At 48.1% G+C, this 15745-nt stretch carries 19 protein-coding genes and 4 tRNA genes; 15 read left to right on the top strand and 8 right to left on the bottom strand.

Translation table 11 applies throughout. The features are described 5' to 3' along the window. Window positions 1-30 precede the first annotated feature (30 nt). On the bottom strand, window positions 31-2628 hold the full coding sequence (locus tag HZB75_05090; GenBank protein ID QQG50863.1) for an oligosaccharide repeat unit polymerase: 2598 nt from the start codon (window positions 2626-2628) through the stop codon (window positions 31-33). Between the two features lie 206 nt (window positions 2629-2834). On the opposite strand from HZB75_05090, the gene HZB75_05085 reads away from it, so the two are divergent. From HZB75_05085 to HZB75_05060, 6 genes are all read left to right on the top strand, one after another. Further along, window positions 2835-3260 carry a hypothetical protein gene (locus tag HZB75_05085; protein QQG50862.1) on the top strand — a complete coding sequence of 142 codons (426 nt, stop codon included), beginning with the start codon at window positions 2835-2837 and terminating at the stop codon, window positions 3258-3260. Between the two features lie 11 nt (window positions 3261-3271). Continuing rightward, window positions 3272-3703 (top strand): hypothetical protein, encoded by a 432-nt coding sequence (locus HZB75_05080; GenBank protein QQG50861.1) that lies wholly within the window; start codon window positions 3272-3274, stop codon window positions 3701-3703. Then, a complete protein-coding gene (locus HZB75_05075; GenBank protein ID QQG50860.1) occupies window positions 3703-3999 on the top strand; it encodes a hypothetical protein in 297 nt (98 codons plus the stop codon). The genes HZB75_05080 and HZB75_05075 overlap by 1 nt, the downstream gene beginning before the upstream one ends. A gap of 2 nt (window positions 4000-4001) precedes the next feature. Further along, complete coding sequence (locus HZB75_05070; GenBank protein ID QQG50859.1) at window positions 4002-4376, top strand: hypothetical protein; 375 nt, start codon at window positions 4002-4004, stop codon at window positions 4374-4376. A gap of 14 nt (window positions 4377-4390) precedes the next feature. Further along, window positions 4391-4762 (top strand): hypothetical protein, encoded by a 372-nt coding sequence (locus HZB75_05065; GenBank protein ID QQG50858.1) that lies wholly within the window; start codon window positions 4391-4393, stop codon window positions 4760-4762. Between the two features lie 73 nt (window positions 4763-4835). Continuing rightward, a complete protein-coding gene (locus HZB75_05060; GenBank protein ID QQG50857.1) occupies window positions 4836-5249 on the top strand; it encodes a hypothetical protein in 414 nt (137 codons plus the stop codon). A gap of 119 nt (window positions 5250-5368) precedes the next feature. Here HZB75_05060 and HZB75_05055 read toward each other — a convergent pair whose 3' ends face one another. Then, entirely contained in the window at window positions 5369-5845 is a 477-nt protein-coding gene (locus HZB75_05055; GenBank protein QQG50856.1) for an Hsp20/alpha crystallin family protein, read from the bottom strand. Window positions 5846-6120: 275 nt separating this feature from the next. Here HZB75_05055 and HZB75_05050 point away from each other — a divergent pair, with 275 nt between their 5' ends. Both HZB75_05050 and HZB75_05045 read left to right on the top strand, forming a co-directional pair. Continuing rightward, window positions 6121-6615, top strand: a complete 495-nt coding sequence (locus HZB75_05050) for a ComF family protein (protein QQG50855.1) — start codon at window positions 6121-6123, stop codon at window positions 6613-6615. A gap of 39 nt (window positions 6616-6654) precedes the next feature. Beyond that, window positions 6655-6744 (top strand) — tRNA-Ser (locus tag HZB75_05045). A 48-nt stretch (window positions 6745-6792) separates the two neighbouring features. Here the strand turns inward: HZB75_05045 and HZB75_05040 are convergent. Next, window positions 6793-7212, bottom strand: a complete 420-nt coding sequence (locus tag HZB75_05040) for a hypothetical protein (protein QQG50854.1) — start codon at window positions 7210-7212, stop codon at window positions 6793-6795. Window positions 7213-7316: 104 nt separating this feature from the next. Here HZB75_05040 and HZB75_05035 point away from each other — a divergent pair. The 3 genes from HZB75_05035 to HZB75_05025 all read left to right on the top strand — a co-directional run bounded on the left by HZB75_05035 (window position 7317) and on the right by HZB75_05025 (window position 8344). Next, window positions 7317-7409 (top strand) — tRNA-Ser (locus tag HZB75_05035). Between the two features lie 81 nt (window positions 7410-7490). After that, entirely contained in the window at window positions 7491-8138 is a 648-nt protein-coding gene (locus HZB75_05030) for a hypothetical protein (GenBank protein ID QQG50853.1), read from the top strand. 129 nt (window positions 8139-8267) lie between these two features. After that, a tRNA-Arg gene (locus HZB75_05025) sits at window positions 8268-8344 on the top strand. Between the two features lie 50 nt (window positions 8345-8394). Here the strand turns inward: HZB75_05025 and HZB75_05020 are convergent. The 3 genes from HZB75_05020 to HZB75_05010 all read right to left on the bottom strand — a co-directional run bounded on the left by HZB75_05020 (window position 8395) and on the right by HZB75_05010 (window position 9654). Next, window positions 8395-9156 (bottom strand): hypothetical protein, encoded by a 762-nt coding sequence (locus HZB75_05020; GenBank protein QQG50852.1) that lies wholly within the window; start codon window positions 9154-9156, stop codon window positions 8395-8397. Between the two features lie 67 nt (window positions 9157-9223). Further along, complete coding sequence (locus HZB75_05015) at window positions 9224-9544, bottom strand: DUF4190 domain-containing protein (protein ID QQG50851.1); 321 nt, start codon at window positions 9542-9544, stop codon at window positions 9224-9226. 20 nt (window positions 9545-9564) lie between these two features. Then, window positions 9565-9654 (bottom strand) — tRNA-Ser (locus HZB75_05010). 42 nt (window positions 9655-9696) lie between these two features. On the opposite strand from HZB75_05010, the gene HZB75_05005 reads away from it, so the two are divergent. From HZB75_05005 to HZB75_04995, 3 genes are all read left to right on the top strand, one after another. Beyond that, complete coding sequence (locus HZB75_05005; protein ID QQG50850.1) at window positions 9697-10086, top strand: HIT domain-containing protein; 390 nt, start codon at window positions 9697-9699, stop codon at window positions 10084-10086. Beyond that, window positions 10086-10544: a 23S rRNA (pseudouridine(1915)-N(3))-methyltransferase RlmH gene (locus HZB75_05000; GenBank protein QQG50849.1), complete on the top strand. Its 459-nt coding sequence runs from the start codon at window positions 10086-10088 to the stop codon at window positions 10542-10544. Before HZB75_05005 ends, HZB75_05000 begins: the two co-directional genes overlap by 1 nt. A 72-nt stretch (window positions 10545-10616) precedes the next feature. Beyond that, complete coding sequence (locus HZB75_04995) at window positions 10617-10946, top strand: hypothetical protein (protein ID QQG50848.1); 330 nt, start codon at window positions 10617-10619, stop codon at window positions 10944-10946. Here the strand turns inward: HZB75_04995 and HZB75_04990 are convergent. Continuing rightward, the gene (locus tag HZB75_04990) at window positions 10938-13487 is read right to left on the bottom strand and encodes a valine--tRNA ligase (GenBank protein ID QQG50847.1); all 2550 of its coding nucleotides are present in this window, start codon (window positions 13485-13487) and stop codon (window positions 10938-10940) included. The genes HZB75_04995 and HZB75_04990 overlap by 9 nt on opposite strands. A gap of 165 nt (window positions 13488-13652) precedes the next feature. On the opposite strand from HZB75_04990, the gene HZB75_04985 reads away from it, so the two are divergent. Beyond that, window positions 13653-14630 (top strand): peptidoglycan bridge formation glycyltransferase FemA/FemB family protein, encoded by a 978-nt coding sequence (locus HZB75_04985; protein ID QQG50846.1) that lies wholly within the window; start codon window positions 13653-13655, stop codon window positions 14628-14630. Between the two features lie 39 nt (window positions 14631-14669). On the opposite strand, the gene tsaD is transcribed toward HZB75_04985, so the two are convergent. Beyond that, window positions 14670-15719 carry a tRNA (adenosine(37)-N6)-threonylcarbamoyltransferase complex transferase subunit TsaD gene (gene tsaD, locus HZB75_04980; protein QQG50845.1) on the bottom strand — a complete coding sequence of 350 codons (1050 nt, stop codon included), beginning with the start codon at window positions 15717-15719 and terminating at the stop codon, window positions 14670-14672. Window positions 15720-15745 lie beyond the last annotated feature (26 nt).

Here is a 15745-nt window from a genome sequence, read left to right as displayed (position 1 = left end):
TTGTGTCGGACTAGAGTTGGGTGCTAAGGCCTAAGGGGCTGGGTCTGGAGGGAAAGGCACGTCGCTAAGTGTACTCATAATAGTCTCAAGATGAGGCCTTCGTTCACCCAATCGAACATTGAGACGCTCGTCTTTAAATGCCGTATCAATTCGCTTCTTAAGGTCAGAAAGTGCGACGGGATCGTACTGCGCCTTATTGCGACTAATAGCTTCAGCCATACGTTTAAGCGCGTCTTGGTCTTGCGACACCAATACTTCAGGAGAGAACTTAAGAGCTTCAACGGTAGACTTAATCATGTTATCAAGACCCTCTACACCGCCGTCGGCGACACCCTGTGTAATAGCGTTCATACGAGCAAACCCAACGTACTTAGGTCGCGCTGCGCTGTTCTTTTTAAGTGCTTCAACAAAAGCGATACGGTGGTTTTCGTTGCCGCTTGGGGAAATATCTAGGTTCTCCATCAAGTGGTTGATGTTATTCACGTTACCTGCGGAGGCAACCTTAATAATAGCGGCTTCTTGAATATCATCCGTAATTTGAACGTTGCCGAAGGCTCGTCCCTCTGCAAGTTCGAGGGTACCCCTGTCGTCAACGTTGCTATGTTCAATAATAGAGTTTGCGTTATCAACCGCTTCACGACGCGCACTATGTCGTTCCTTAAGGGCGTATGCCAATGCTCGCTGCGAACCGTTGGCATCTATACCACCAGCTGCTTGTTGCAGAGCGATGTTGTTTTCCAATGCTTCAGAGAATACACGCTTTTGTACATGTTCTGCAGATTGCTCGCGTCGCGCCTCGATACCGGCATTAATAGCATTCTGACTAATCGGATCGACCCGACTAGCGATATAAGTGGCAAGTGCACTGCCCGCAAGGCCTGCCGGCTGAACGATATTTCGACCATCGCCCGCTTTAAGTTCCTCCCAGTTTGCTTCAACTCGTGCCTTAGACACATCAAGGTCCAGTTTGGCGGCACGGGCATTTAGATCAAGATCCTGCATAGCGGCGTTTGTCAGCTTAGATGCCTCGAACCTGCGCTGAGCTAGATTGTCACCGGTATCTTTAACGCTCGCTGCTTGCAGGGCACGCTGCTGGATATCAGAGTTTACTTGGCTGTTAGCCCAGTTTGCATCCACCATGGCCTCGTTGGCCTTCTGCCAGCCCTCGCGCTCACGGCGTTTGTTGTCTATACCACGCGAGGCACGAGCAAAGGCGTCGCGTCGCCTATTAAGCGGCGTTGCCCATGCTTTTGCCTTTCGCTGGTCGCGGCGCTCGTTTGCAAAGTTTCGCGTGCGGTCGATAAGTCCGCGGCTTGGGTTATTAATAATACCGCCAATTCGAGCAAGGAGCGATCCGCTGAGTTTCAATAGCAGTGGCGTAATTGCAACAGGGGCAACCTGCACTGCCATACCTAGAATGACAGTATTAATAGAATCCGCATTTTGAATAATTGCAATTCCGGCAAGTTGCGATCCACCAAATACGATCGAGAACATCGGGAACATAACAAGCATGGTCATACCAAGACTTTTCCACTTCTCAAAGTACTTCTCGGTATTCGGCAAAAGGTATGCCACGAATGCCAGCGGCGAAATTATTACTAATATAGTAATAATTGCTTGGCGCGCCGCCATGACCATGAGTGCTACTAACACGGCGATAAGGACTCCGAGGAGGATTGGCAAAAGCATGTACAGCGCACCACCTACCGTTCCGGCACTGGCTAGTAGCGCAAACCCACCAATTCCCGTCGCGGCCGCAATGGTACCGCCCGAAAGAATAAATCCGCCGATACTTTTCCAGCTAACCAGATCCCAGTTATTCCCTTCTCCACCGACAAGATTATTACGCATAGAGATAAATATATCTTGAATCGAATAGCCGATAATATTAGAAATGTCGATTGCGATTGAACAAATCCAGTACGATATATTAACAAGCACAGCTGCAATAATAAGGCGCGGTAACATTTTTTTAATATCGTAATTAGAAAGACCGATATTTGTGATCTGCGAGTAAATAATAATAAGGAAGCCAATAACAAACGCAACGTTTGCAAAGTTACGCATAACCGACCAAGCGCGGTATAGTGCGTTTTCTTGGCTAGACTGGACAGGTCGAACCGCCAGGAATCCCGCAAGAACGTTAAATAGCCAGTCCATAGCGCTGGCAAAAAAGTTTGTAATCGGACAAATTATCCACCCAACACCAAAGGTGAAGGAGCTGTCACAAGAGGTCGTTCCTTCGCTAGCGGCGGCTCGGGGCTCCATAGTTATAGAAGTCTTTCCTGTCGGATTGCTATACGTGGCGCCATTAAGATCGTAAGCAGTGTAGGTGGCGGCGGTTGCCTGACCCGGGTCTACGCCTGGTGCAAAGTAAATAAGATGAGCTTTTTTTGTGGGATTGCTTGCCCCAGAAGTGTCCGGTTCAACATAGCCGTAGATCTTTGAGCCTTCTGGGATGCCGCGACTATCACCGGCGGCTGCCGTTCCTACGAACGTATATTGGTTTTGTCCGTATTGAAGCGCGTCACCGTTCCATTGTCCATCGGCCGCATGAACAGGCGTGCTAGCAAGGAATGCTATAGCGAAAGAAGCCGCAAGAAGCGCTGCGGCAAAAATCATCATACTCCATTTCGATATTCTACCGAATGGAGTTGCAATTCGCAGATCCCACATATCTCTGTTATGGTACCATCTTATACTCGAAAAGTCAATGTAAAAAACACCATTATGTATAGTATGCGTATATATGGAAATTATGCGTGCACGATATATATTTTGAGTATCACTACTTGCTTCCGCTTTAGTTATATCGTATCTTATAATCAGGTATGAATAGAATAAAACAAAAAATTATTGTCCTTGCGTTAGTAGTTATGGGTACGATCGCTATAAGTATCCCGCAAACAGTCGGGGCTGCATGTCAACCGCAGCCAGACAAAGGTCTTTATTGTTGCGGTGGCGTGCAAACCTCGCTGGTTGTTTGCGACCAAACGGGTGGAAAAGATGCCGGCACTACACAGAGTGGTGTATGGGGTATTCTTTTGCTGGTCCTCAACATTTTAACGGCAGGTATCGGTATTGCGGCGGTTGGCGGTATAACGTACGGCGCAATCCTTTACACGACATCCTCTGACAGTGCCGAGCAAACTAAAAAAGCCAAAGATGTTATAAGGAATGTTGCGATTGGTATCGTGGCGTACGCCTCTATGTACCTCCTCTTAAACTTTCTCATTCCGGGTGGAATATTTCAGTAAAGGAAAACTATATGTTAAATAAAATACGAAACTGGACTGCCGCACTTTTATTCGCAACAACACTAGGAGGTGCCACAATGGCCGTCGCCTTGCCTCAAACAACACTTGCCGCCGAGGCGTGTGGTGAGCGTCTACTTACCTTTCCTGCATGGTATAGAGGCTTAACCGATGGCGTCTGTAATATTAAAAGCCCACAACAAGCCGGCGGTCTGCCGACATTTATATGGACGATCGTTCTTAACGTTATCGAAATGGCACTGCAAATCGTTGGCTACCTAGCGGTTGGATACATCATAAGGGGTGGATTCAAGTATATGACCGCAATTGGCGATCCGGGCGAGGTTGCAAAAGCGAAAAAGATTATCATGGACGCCGTTATTGGCCTTGTTCTTTCTATCTTTTCGGTTGCTATCGTTAATCTTATCGCAGGAGCAATTAGCTAATGAGTCTTCAAAGTATTCTTTTTGCCGCGTCCGATAAGATAGACCCGGGATCAATCGGTGTCGAGCCGGTTACAGATGCGAACGCAGCTATCGCTGGTCTTCTGACGACGGTTTACGGTGTTGCCGGAATGGTGTGCGTAGTTATTATTGTTATGGCCGGCTACATGTATACCACCTCGAACGGCGATGCCGGCTCGGTAAAGCGCGCCAAGGATATGATTTTGGGAGCGATTATTGGTATAGTTGTCATAATAGGCGCATTTGTTATAACGCAGTTTGTTCTAGGGAGGTTCTAATCATGAAAAAATGGAAACAAATTATAATGTCACTAGCGCTGGTCGCTGGGGTTGGTGCCGTTGCCCTGCCTGCACCGAGTGCGATGGCGATAAACGTTTTCGACCAATGTGCCGATAATCCCGATACGGCTGTTTGTAAGGCTCAGGGTACCGATAATGCCTCAAGTATGGTAAAGATTATCATCAATACCCTTCTTATCGTGCTTGGTATGATTGCGGTGATTATGATCGTTATAGGTGGTATACGTTACACTACCTCAAACGGTGATAGCAGTGCGATAAAGGGTGCCAAGGATACAATTCTTTACGCTGTCGTAGGATTGATCGTTGCCATTATGTCGTATGCTATCGTTAACTTTGTGGTTGGCGCATTTTAAAAAAGGAGAATTTAGTGAATAAAATAAAAGTAGTCCTATTATCAGTCGTTGCCCTTATTGGGATCGTATCCTTCGTGCCTAGTTACACGGTACTAGCCGATGCCGCAGGTGACATTACAACGGGTATCAACGATGTTGGCGGCAATGAGGGTGGCAACGCCACCTCTCTCGGTAGTCGCATCCAAACAGTTGTCAATATCCTGCTGTACATTCTTGGTGCAATTGCGGTGGTTATGATTGTTATCGGCGGCGTTCGCTACACCACCTCAAACGGTGATAGTAGTGCGATAAAGGGTGCCAAGGATACGATATTGTACGCTGTCATTGGACTTATTGTCGCCATTATGGCGTACGCCATCGTTAACTTTGTGGTTGGCGCATTTTAGTCGGTTCACACTTAACAAAAACCATCGTATCTGCTATAAAATAAGGTAGAGTAATCCTAAGAAAGGAACAATAATGAAGAATATAATTAAGAAAAGCCTCCAAAGCTTACTTATCGTACCGGCACTAGCGCTTGGTATTAGCATGGTAGCACCAGTTTTACAGCCAATCGAGGCTAGCGCGCAGGCATTCGACGAAGGTTTGCAAGATGGCGCTAACTCATCTAAGGGTAAAGATCAGCAAACTGATTTGTTCGGTGACGATGGTGTCTTTAAGACGATTACCAACGTTCTTCTCTTTATCATCGGTGCTATCTCGGTCATCATGCTTATTATCGGTGGTATTCGCTACGTTGTATCAGGTGGTGATAGCGGAGCTGTTACAAGCGCTAAAAATACAATTCTCTACGCAATCGTAGGTATTGTTGTCGCGATTCTCGCGTACGCACTTGTCAACTTTGTTATCGGTAGCTTTGCAGCCGACGCTTAGTTCGTAGATTTTTTAAAAAAATAACGCCGTAATACGGCGTTATTTTTTTGTACATACTCCCCTGCCTCGGCAAATAAAATCACCCGGATACCCAGGTGATTTTATTTGCGAGATCGTCTCTATTGAATAGTGATTTTCTTTGCTTGTTCTTGCTTGATTTTGCCGAAGCTGATCGTAAGAACGCCGTCCTTTAGGACTGCCCCTACTTCATCTTCTTTTACGGCAACTGGAAGCGCGAGCGTACGGCTGAACTCACCCCAATAACATTCCTGAATGTGCCAGTTAGTCGCATCTGTATCGTCACCGCTTGAAAGTGTACCGCTGATAGTTAAAATACCATCGCTAATACTCACATCAAGATCCTCTTTGTTAACGCCTGCTGTGCGGGCCTTGACAATAAGTTTCTCGTCGGTTTCGTAGACATCTACGGCAAGCTGACCCGGAAAGTCATCTTCGTTGTCTTCCCATGCCGAATCATCGGCAGCCGGGGCTTGCGCCTGGCTTGTTGTTTGTTGTTGGGTGAGCTCATCGTCGTTCAAAAACGCAGCGGCAAGTTCATCTTCGATCAGTAGATCATCGTTTTGTTTACGGGCCATGATATCCTCCACTTTTCTCTAGGCTCTATTGACAAATAGTCTCTTCAATTATAACCAACAACTACAGTATAATCAACACAAGGAATGTGCAAAACGTAAAAAACACAATGATTGACACCCTCTTATCATACATAGCTCCACACCTCTGTTGCGGATGCGGTAAAATAGGGTCACTTTTATGTGACAATTGTAAATATGACATCACTAGTGAATCGTTTGATGAATGTATAGAGTGTTCGGCGGCAACCACGCGTAACACCTGTAGACTATGCACTTTGCCATATCAAAAGGCGTGGTGTGTTGGAGAGCGTAGTGGTGTTTTGCGCGAAATCATTGACTGCTATAAGTTCGAGAATGCAAAAGCGGGCTACAAAACCCTCGCTACTCTTCTCGATGAATGTGTCGACGACCTTCCCCCTCAGACAATTGTTGTACCAATTCCAACAATACCGTCCCATGTTCGGGCACGCGGGTACGATCATGCACTTTTGATGGCAAGGTGTTTTGCGCAAAAACGGTCACTAGCGGTACAGAAAGTTCTTGTACGAACGACCAGCACAACACAGCGCGGCTCTTCACGTCAGCAGCGCCAAGTACAGGCAGAGGCCGCTTTTGCATTAAGCCATCCCCTCCGTTCCGATGCCGTATATCTTATTGTTGATGACATTACAACGACAGGCGCAACATTGCGCTCGGCGGCCAATGTGCTGCGCCAGGCTGGCGCTCGCCAGATTTGGGTGGCGGTAATCGCAAAACAACCTCTCGACTAACCGCATCCTATCTGTTAAAATAGTTTTCAGTTCCTCTACGGAGAGGTGCCCGAGTGGTTTAAGGGAACGGTCTTGAAAACCGTCGTGCCAGCAATGGTACCGAGAGTTCGAATCTCTCCCTCTCCGCCAAGAAAAAAGACGTCCATTTGGACGTCTTTTTTCTTGGCGATACTTTAACTAGACGTTTGTGCCGCCCATACCGCCACCAGCTCCGCCAGGAACAAAGCTGCCGATAACAAAATTAATGATAGCGTACGCCATAATTGCGATGATGAGCCCTACGATTGCGTAGAGAATTGTATTCTTGGCAGCAGCAACATTTCCGGTGTTGCCACCAGATATAACATAGCGGAGACCACCGATAATTATCATAATAACGCTAATTGCGCCCACGAGAAAAAGCATGACGTTGCTAATAGTTGTAAAAATACCGGCTGCACCAAATAAGGTTGTGGCTTGGTCGATACCTCGGGCAGATTCAGCTCCTTCGCTCATCGTTCCGTCGAAAGCAAATGTGGTTGTACCGAGCAAGACTATCACTAAAGAAGCAGCGAGAACGCCGAGAAGACTAGATTGGATGATTTGAGTGAGTTTCATACATTCTCCTTCCATCTGGTTCTACACCATATATTCTATTTATAGCAAAAAACTAACAAAAAGTCTACTCCTGGCCTCTGTATTGTGCTACAATAACCAGGCACGGAGGAGTACCCAAGTGGCTGAAGGGGACGGTTTGCTAAATCGTTAGTTTGGGGAGACCTGAAGCGGGAGTTCGAATCTCCCCTCCTCCGCCATGAAAAGAGTAGCTTTTAAAAGCTGCTTTTTTTGTTTCTTTTGCCTACAATCAAGCGTCATGCTCATGCTATACTGTGAGTATGCAACCAGATCGTAAACCGACCGACTGGCAGACTCCGCCAGAGCAACCTTCGCAGGCTCCATATGTGGCACCCGCAGTTACTGACGAGCCTGTCGCCGAACCAGTAGTGACACTCACTCCAGACGAAGCATCTTACGCAGCAGCGGGATCACCCGTTGCGGCAACTCAAACAACACCCGTTGCGGCTGATGAGCCGGTTCGCTGGCAGGCGGCCGAGTATATCCACCACGACAAGCCAGTTATGTGGTTTGTTATCTTTACAGCTGTTGTCGTTGCTCTTATGGCGGCATCTATTTTCTTGATTGACTCAATTACCTTCACTATTCTTATCCCCGTTATGGCGGCGGCGTTACTTGTCTATAACTATCGCCCGCCGCGCACGCTCGACTATACGCTTAGTCGTCAAGGTCTCCATATTAACGACGTACTCTACCCTTTTGCCGAATTTAAGGGCTTTGGTGTGATTCACGACGGCAAAGAATATTCCGTTATGCTTATTCCAGTAAAACGCTTCAAGCTTGGCGTTTCGGTGTACTTTCCTGAAGAAGCTGGCGAGCAGATTGTCGACCTTTTAGCGTCACGATTGCCCATGCAAGAGCTTCACCGTGACCTATTTGATAAGATTATTCACAAACTTCGTATCTGATATTGCCCTCTTTAGCAAATACATGGTACAATAGCCGATGTTCGCTGCTCGTAAAACAGCAAACGAAAGCACCTTCTAGTTACACGAAAAGCGGAGTTATGCACGTTTTAGTGTGTGACGCCGCATTTTGCACCCGTAGCTCAGCTGGATAGAGCGTCGGCTTGCGGAGCCGAAGGCCATAGGTTCAAATCCTGTCGGGTGTACCAAGAAAAAAGACTCATCGTAAGATGGGTCTTTTTTCTTGGTGAAAACATCCTTATTCAAACATCACTTCGCCAGTGTTGAACGATATTCTTGCGATTACTCTATATGGATAAGAACCGTAACCCGTCGTTTCATTTCTTGCAGGCCAATTAACAGCGACGTATACGGCGTCGGGCTGAAAGTTGGCCGGCTCAATAGGCGGTACAGTCAATAATTCCTGGAGTTCCGATCGGTCATCTGTAAGCGCCCGGGCATACCTATCGGTGCTATGAGCTGTAAACTCACTACTGTAGGTTTGATTTGTGTTTGTCATTCCAACATCTTGTAGTGCTACCAATGAAAGCTGGCGTACAACTGCCAGAGGATTATTTACCCGAGGTTCTTTGGGTTCAATGGTGAATATTATCCCATCTCCAATGATGATGTCGTTGCCCATGACAAGATCGGGGCGTGCGAACCCCTTAAGCTGTTGGCCAAGCTTTTGGCAAAAGTCCATGATCGCCTGTGGTTCTATACTGCGGAGTGTGCCTATGCGTAGGATTGTCGAGTGAAGTTCTGGCGACGGGATTGCCTCGTAGAACATCTGTTGGAGGGATATGTCGGTAGCTAGTCGTTCGTCGCACGCGTCCCTCATGCGGGCAATTTCCGGGAAAGCTTGTAAATTGCAAAGAAAAACTCCAAGATCTGGGTTGTTGGGTCCGCGCGTCTCTATAAAGCGAAGGGGCCCTTCAGGGGTGCTTTGAGCTGGGTCGACGAGCTGGAGCCGTGATGGAATAGTGTCGAAGTGATTAAAACGAGATATTTCGTGAGCCATAACCCATGATAGGCAATCGTGTGAAAAAAATCAATCAGAGGCCACGGGGGTCGCTGTTAGGCGTCAATCAAAGGCTCTGAAGGCGCTGCGTGTGGGGAGTTCGCGGGTAATCCTCAAACTCTTCGGGGTGATTAATGCTCCATACCATCATAAAAATCATAAACACAAGGAAGATCAGCGAAAGTACGGTACTAACAATACCGGTAATCAGTCCGGCAATACTCATTCCCCTGCCCGGAAGCTTCTTTTTAAGCGCGATAATAGCAATAACGATAGCGGGAATACCCATAATAAGCCCTGGGCCGGTAAGGGACACAACACCCAATACAAGGGCGACAATTGCCAATGAGCTATCTTGTGGAACGGTTTTTTCTTCTTGTTTTGACATAAAATAATTCTCTTCTTTCTTGGCGGAGAGAGAGGGATTCGAACCCTCGGAACCGTTGCCGGCTCACCGCTTTTCGAGAGCGGCCAATTCAACCACTCTTGCATCTCTCCAAAACCTAACAGGTATTGTACCAAAAATGCTAAAATATCTCTATGCAAGAGTCAATCTTTACGAAAATTATCAATGGCGAAATTCCGTCGCATAAAATCTACGAAGACGACCGTACGTTCGCCTTTTTGGATATTCACCCAACCGTGGTGGGCCACACGCTTGTTGTGCCCAAAAAGCAAGTGGAGTTTTTGTGGGATCTCGACGACGAGACTTACCAGGCAGTGATGGCTACATCTAAAAAGCTCGCCCGTCATTTTCGTGAAGTACTGAATGTTCCTTATGTAGGTGAAAAAGTTATTGGGGTAGATGTACCTCACGCTCACGTTCAATTGATTCCTTTTACGAATACAGATGACTACACTCGATCGGTAGGGGCAGCCGAGCCTGACCACGTAGCGCTAGCGGCTTTGGCTGAGAAACTGCGCGTATAATGCCAATTCGGATTGTTGCGGTCGGCAAGCGCCACGAATCGTGGGTGGCCGAAGGTATAGAACGTTACGAAAAGCGCCTCAAACGTCCGTTCGATACGTCGTGGGTACTTTTACCGCATTCAGCCCGCGAGGGCGCCATGGCGCGTCAGGAAGAGTCTGAGCGCATACTTTCGCGCATAAATAGCAACGAGTTTGTGGTGTTGCTCGACGAGCGCGGCAAAGCCATCAGCTCTCCTAACCTTTCAACTCTTTTACTTGCCCCACTTGAGGCTTCGCGTCCTGTAGTGATTGCTATTGGCGGGGCTTATGGCGTCGACGAAAGCATTCATAGCCGCGCGGATTTTGTCCTCTCGCTATCCCCTATGGTCTTCCCGCACCAACTTGTTCGCCTTATTTTGGCCGAGCAGCTATACCGTGCACAAGAGATTGCAGCAGGCAATCCGTACCACCATTCCTAGAACGACACACAATTGACAATTCATAAAGCATATGCTATATTTGTATTTGTAAACCCTATAAAAACAAAAAATATGCTTACAAAACTTTTCAATTCACTTATCGTTCTTATGAGCCTCAGCACCGCTACGGGTGTTCTTATTCATGACGCAAAGATCGATAAAATGGCCTCGGCAATTATGACTCCCCCTGCTGCTAGCGAGGGTAATGTTAAGACGATTAATTTTGCGACCGATTTTCATACGCACACCGAGCGACATTCGCTGGGTCATGCTATTCGTGATCTTGGCACTCCATCACCAAGCATGCAGCCGAATGCACGCCACGACAAAAAACACCTTATGCAAAAGTTTGCTAGCCGCGGCCACCACGCGTTCGATAACTACAATTTACCGCTAGTTTAAGATCTGAAGCTCGGCCTCTAGACGATCGATAAGGACTTTCTTTGCCTTTAGCTGCTCGCGCGATTCCTCAACCAGATGCGCGGGCGCTTTTTGGGTGTAGCTGTCGTTTGCGAGTCGTGCCTCGAGAGTGTTGACAAATGCCTTCGTTTCAGCAAGACGGACTTCGAGGTTGGTTTGGTGTTCGTATAGCGTTTCTTCCGAAACGTCGAGCCATGCTTCGCGCCCAGAGGCGGCAAGACGGAGGCCTCGCGGCGTATCTGTCGCTTTCACCTCTTTTAGTCGCGCAAGGTGACGAATAAGGTCGGCGTTGTCGGCGACAAGGCTATCGTTTTGGTACAGCATTGCGTAGCGTTCGTTGCCTGGTAGTTCGGCCGTAACGTAGCGAGCCTCAACAACGAGCTTTTGTAGGCGCTCAAATTCAGCTGCCGCAATTTCGTCGTAGGCGATTGCCTCGGGCCAGCTTGTCGAAATAAGCAGGTCGTTGTGCCAGTTAAGTGACTGCCAGATTGTTTCGGTGACGAACGGCGCGAACGGATGTGCAATTTTAAGACTCGTATCAAGCACCCAGGCAAGCATTTCGGGGTTGTCTTGAGTTTTGCTGGCCTCTACAAACCAGTCGGCAACGTTGTCCCAGATAGCGTGATAGATAATCTCGCCAGCTTCGGCAAAACGGTAGTTTTCGAGCTGCTTGTCGATATCTGTAGCAGCGCCCGTAAGTTCGCGGATAATCCAGTGGTCAACCATGGTCTTTGGCTCGGGCTTTTTGCCAGTTGCCCCTTCGCCAAGCTTGCCTTCTATAAAGCGAGCGATATTCCACAGTTTGTTGCAGAAGTTTCGAGCGGCCACCACCTTACTAACGGCGAATGCCTGGTTTTGTGCGGCACTACGGCTTGAAATAATCCCCAAACGAAGCGCGTCGGAGCCGTATTCGGCGATAAGTGCCATTGGATTGATAACATTTCCCTTGCTTTTGCTCATCTTTTGACCATGCTCATCAAGAACGAGACCGTGAAGATACACGTGTTTGAATGGGATTGTATCGGTAGCGTAAAGACCGAGCATAATCATCTTGGCGACCCATGCGTAAAGAATGTCACCGCCGGTTTCCATAACGCTGTTTGGATAAAAACGGGCAAGTTCGCCTTTTTGCAGGTAATCGGTAGTAATGAACGGCCACTGTCCACTAGAGAACCATGTGTCAAAGGTGTCTTCTTCGCGTTTATATGTTGTACCATTTACATCGATAGTTGCCTCATCAACACGATCATCGAAAATCCAATCATCGGGGTTGTTGATGTTTTGGAAGGCGGGAATTGGAATGCCCCAAGGAATTTGGCGGCTCAGGTTCCAGTCGCGAAGGTTGTCGTAGTACTGTGCAAGAACGTTTTTGCGACTGGCGGGAAAGAATTCGATATCCCCTGCCTCGAGCGCTTGCTTTGCTCGCTGGGCGAGTGGCTGAACCTTTAAGAACCACTGGTCTTTAATGAGGGGTTGAATGACGCTTCCACATTTGTAACAGTGACCGACGGCGTGTTCTAGGTTATCTTCACCGCGGCGAAGTTCGGCGGCGTCAAGTGCGGCAAGCGTGCGTTTTCGGGCTGTTTCAAAGTCGAGTCCCATGAACTGGGGTGGGACGTTGATCATTTTGCCGTCAAAATCGATAACCTGGACGCGTTCTAGTTTGTGACGCTCCCCTACCTCAAAATCGTTCGGGTCGTGGGCTGGTGTGATCTTTACCGCACCGGTTCCGTAGGCAGGATCGACGTATTCGTCGGCGATGATAGGAATTTCTTTATCGGTAAGCGGCAAGAGCACGCGCGTGCCGATAAGGTGTTTGTAACGTTCGTCATCTGGGTGAACGGCAATTGCCGTGTCGCCAAACATGGTTTCTGGACGTGTTGTCGCTATAATAACTTCACCGATTTTATCGAGGGTTGGATATGCGATTTTCCATAATTTCGACTTTTCGTTTTTGTGCTCTACCTCTATATCGGCAAAGCTGGTTTGGTGAACAGTACAGTAGTTAACGATTCGCTCGCCACGGTAAATAAGCTTGTCGTCCCAAAGGCGCTTAAAGGTTTGGTAAACCGTGCCAATTACCTTTTCATCGAGCGTGAATACGAGATCGCTCCAGCTGGCACTCACCCCTAGTGCCCGTAGCTGTAGCTCCATGTTACCGCGCTGTTTTTCGACAAAGTTCCAAACCTGGCTGTAAAGCTGCTCGCGTGAAAAGTCGAACCGGCTCTTCCCTTCTTTTTCGAGTGCTTTTTCGTAAACAACCCATGTTTCAAACCCTGCATGATCGGCGCCTGGGATAAAAATAGCATCCTTCCCTTTCATGCGGTGATAGCGGACAAGAATATCCTCGAGCGCGCCCATAAGACCGTGGCCAAGGTGTAGATTACCATTTGCGTTTGGTGGCGGCATGACGATACTGTACGGTTCGCCCTTGCCTGTTGGCGCAAATGCGTTCGCGGTCTCCCACATGGCGTATATGGTTGGTTCAAACTGGTTTGGATCGTAGGATTTCGCTAAATTCATAGGGGTGACGACTCTCTTAGTTAGTGTTTACACGTGAAAAATTGAGTGCACAAGCAACACGGCGTTTTCATACGAAAACGTAGCCTCATGCTCCTCTCCTTGTGTTTCACGTGTTTGTTTCGACTTTTATTATAGCACAATCCCAGGCAGTGTATAATCAAGGATATGACTACGGTAGAAACGTGCAATTCGCAATCGGTTTGGGACGATGAAATTCTTAGCAGGGGAGGGCACCCTTTGCAGCTTTGGGGCTGGGGGGAGACGAAGGCTGCTCATAACTGGAGGGTGGAGCGTGTCTTTGTAAAATCGGGCGAAGAAATCGTCGGTGCCGCGCAACTACTGATCCGCAAGCTACCAACACCGTTTAAAGCACTGGTGTATGTTCCACGAGGTCCGGTAGCGAGCGAAAAGGATAGGGTAGTGACTATGCGTGCGCTCGCAGAGCACGCTAAAAGTGTTCATGGTGCTGTGGCAATAAGCGCCGAGCCCGATTGGGAGGCTTTTCCAGAGGTAGATGGATGGAGACAGTCGGCCAATACCATTCTTATTCCTCGAACTCTTATCCTTAATCTTACGAACACCGAAGAGGTGTTAATGGCGGACATGACAAAGAAAACGCGACAGTATATTCGTAAATCTGGTAACGAGGCGATAGAGATTCGGCAAGTGAAGGGCAGGGAAGAGCTTGATGGCTGCCTGGCAATATATAAAGAGACGGCGCAACGAGCTGGGTTTGGTATTCATGCCGACGCGTACTATTACGATATTTTTGATAATCTGGGCGAGCATTCGCCGGTGTTCGCGGCATTTGCTGGTGGCAAGCCAATCGCATTTTTATGGCTGGCAATCAGCCAGGAGACTGCGTTTGAACTATATGGTGGCATGAACGATGAGGGGCAGCGCCTGCGGGCGAACTACGCACTAAAATGGCAGGTTATCCGCACGATGAAGAAGTGGGGAATATCCCGTTACGACTTTAACGGCCTATTAAATGATGGAGTGAGTACATTTAAGCAGGGCTTTGCTTCGCACGAGGACATGCTTGCGGGAACGTACGACAAGCCACTTTCACCACTGTATGGGGTATGGGTGAAAGCGCTCCCAGCTGCAAAAAAGATTCTCCAGAAAATAAAAAATCGTTGATATTAACACAACGATTATTCAAATCAAGGCCGTCTGTTGCTATTTAGCCCAGGCGGTTTTTGTCATAGAGATACTAGGAATGACCTCAAGATTGAAAGGGTCGACCGATTGAACTTTTTGCGCGTAGTAATAGCCGAGTGTTGCGATCATGGCTGCGTTGTCGGTACAGAGGTTCATAGGTGCGTACTCGATAGCGAGGGGAAGTCGTTCCGACAACTGACGACGAAGTTCCTGATTTGCTGCAACACCTCCGGCAATAACAACAGATTTAGGCGCGTAGTCCTTGAATGCCTGCTCGGCTTTGTCGACGAGCGTTTCGACGGCGATTCGCTGGAAGCTAGCGGCAAAATCTGCACGCTGAGCGTCATTTAAACGCGCTGAGAGCTCGTGCGAAGGAAAAGTAAAGTCGACACCCACTTCATGCTGTACGGCCCTTAGAACGGCTGTTTTAAGGCCTGAAAAGCTAAAGTCGTACGGGTTTTGCATTCGTGCTTTTGGCAGCCTGTACTTGTAAGGGTCCCCGTTTGCCGCCGCCTTGGCAATTGAAGGGCCACCAGGGTAAGGGAGGCCGATAATTTTTGCAACCTTATCGAATGCTTCTCCTACAGCGTCATCCTGAGTCTGACCAAGAAGTTCATAATTTCCATGATCTTGAAAAAGAACGAGCTGTGAATGGCCGCCGCTAACAATAAGGGCGAGCATAGGAAATTCAGGTGCTGTTTTGTTAAGAAAGTTTGCGTAGACGTGCGCTTCCACATGATGAATGGGGTAGAGGGGTTTGTTTTTTAGCACTGCTAGTGTGCGCGCGGCAAGCGTCCCAACTAAAAGCGAGCCGATCAATCCTGGTGCATAGGTAACGGCAATGGCATCGATATCATCCCACGTAAGCTGAGCATCAGAGAGCGCTTGGTTGATGACCGGATTGATAACCTCGATATGGCTGCGGGCGGCAACCTCGGGAACGACACCCCCGTAATGAGTGTGAATATCTATCTGGGAGTTGACGACATTGCTAAGAAGAACGCGGCCATCTTCTACGATAGCGGCGGCTGTTTCATCGCAACTGCTTTCAATTCCCAAAATTTTCATTCCTATCAGTATAATCTGTGGATAAC

The sequence above is a fragment of the Candidatus Saccharibacteria bacterium genome (genome assembly GCA_016432585.1).
Lineage (GTDB): Bacteria > Patescibacteriota > Saccharimonadia > Saccharimonadales > Saccharimonadaceae.
The sequence above is the reverse complement of the archived record's forward strand: the minus strand, read 5'-3'. Positions and strand labels throughout refer to the sequence as shown.

Coding starts and splice junctions, on each gene's coding strand:
- HZB75_05080 (QQG50861.1), top strand. CDS start 3,272: ATGTTAAATAAAATACGAAACTGGACTGCCGCACTTTTATTCGCAACA.
- HZB75_05040 (QQG50854.1), bottom strand. CDS start 7,212: ATGAAACTCACTCAAATCATCCAATCTAGTCTTCTCGGCGTTCTCGCT.
- HZB75_05015 (QQG50851.1), bottom strand. CDS start 9,544: ATGTCAAAACAAGAAGAAAAAACCGTTCCACAAGATAGCTCATTGGCA.
- HZB75_05020 (QQG50852.1), bottom strand. CDS start 9,156: ATGGCTCACGAAATATCTCGTTTTAATCACTTCGACACTATTCCATCA.
- HZB75_05055 (QQG50856.1), bottom strand. CDS start 5,845: ATGGCCCGTAAACAAAACGATGATCTACTGATCGAAGATGAACTTGCC.
- HZB75_05090 (QQG50863.1), bottom strand. CDS start 2,628: ATGATGATTTTTGCCGCAGCGCTTCTTGCGGCTTCTTTCGCTATAGCA.
- HZB75_05085 (QQG50862.1), top strand. CDS start 2,835: ATGAATAGAATAAAACAAAAAATTATTGTCCTTGCGTTAGTAGTTATG.
- tsaD (QQG50845.1), bottom strand. CDS start 15,719: ATGAAAATTTTGGGAATTGAAAGCAGTTGCGATGAAACAGCCGCCGCT.
- HZB75_05000 (QQG50849.1), top strand. CDS start 10,086: ATGCCAATTCGGATTGTTGCGGTCGGCAAGCGCCACGAATCGTGGGTG.
- HZB75_05005 (QQG50850.1), top strand. CDS start 9,697: ATGCAAGAGTCAATCTTTACGAAAATTATCAATGGCGAAATTCCGTCG.
- HZB75_04990 (QQG50847.1), bottom strand. CDS start 13,487: ATGAATTTAGCGAAATCCTACGATCCAAACCAGTTTGAACCAACCATA.
- HZB75_05075 (QQG50860.1), top strand. CDS start 3,703: ATGAGTCTTCAAAGTATTCTTTTTGCCGCGTCCGATAAGATAGACCCG.
- HZB75_04985 (QQG50846.1), top strand. CDS start 13,653: ATGACTACGGTAGAAACGTGCAATTCGCAATCGGTTTGGGACGATGAA.
- HZB75_05060 (QQG50857.1), top strand. CDS start 4,836: ATGAAGAATATAATTAAGAAAAGCCTCCAAAGCTTACTTATCGTACCG.
- HZB75_04995 (QQG50848.1), top strand. CDS start 10,617: ATGCTTACAAAACTTTTCAATTCACTTATCGTTCTTATGAGCCTCAGC.
- HZB75_05030 (QQG50853.1), top strand. CDS start 7,491: ATGCAACCAGATCGTAAACCGACCGACTGGCAGACTCCGCCAGAGCAA.
- HZB75_05070 (QQG50859.1), top strand. CDS start 4,002: ATGAAAAAATGGAAACAAATTATAATGTCACTAGCGCTGGTCGCTGGG.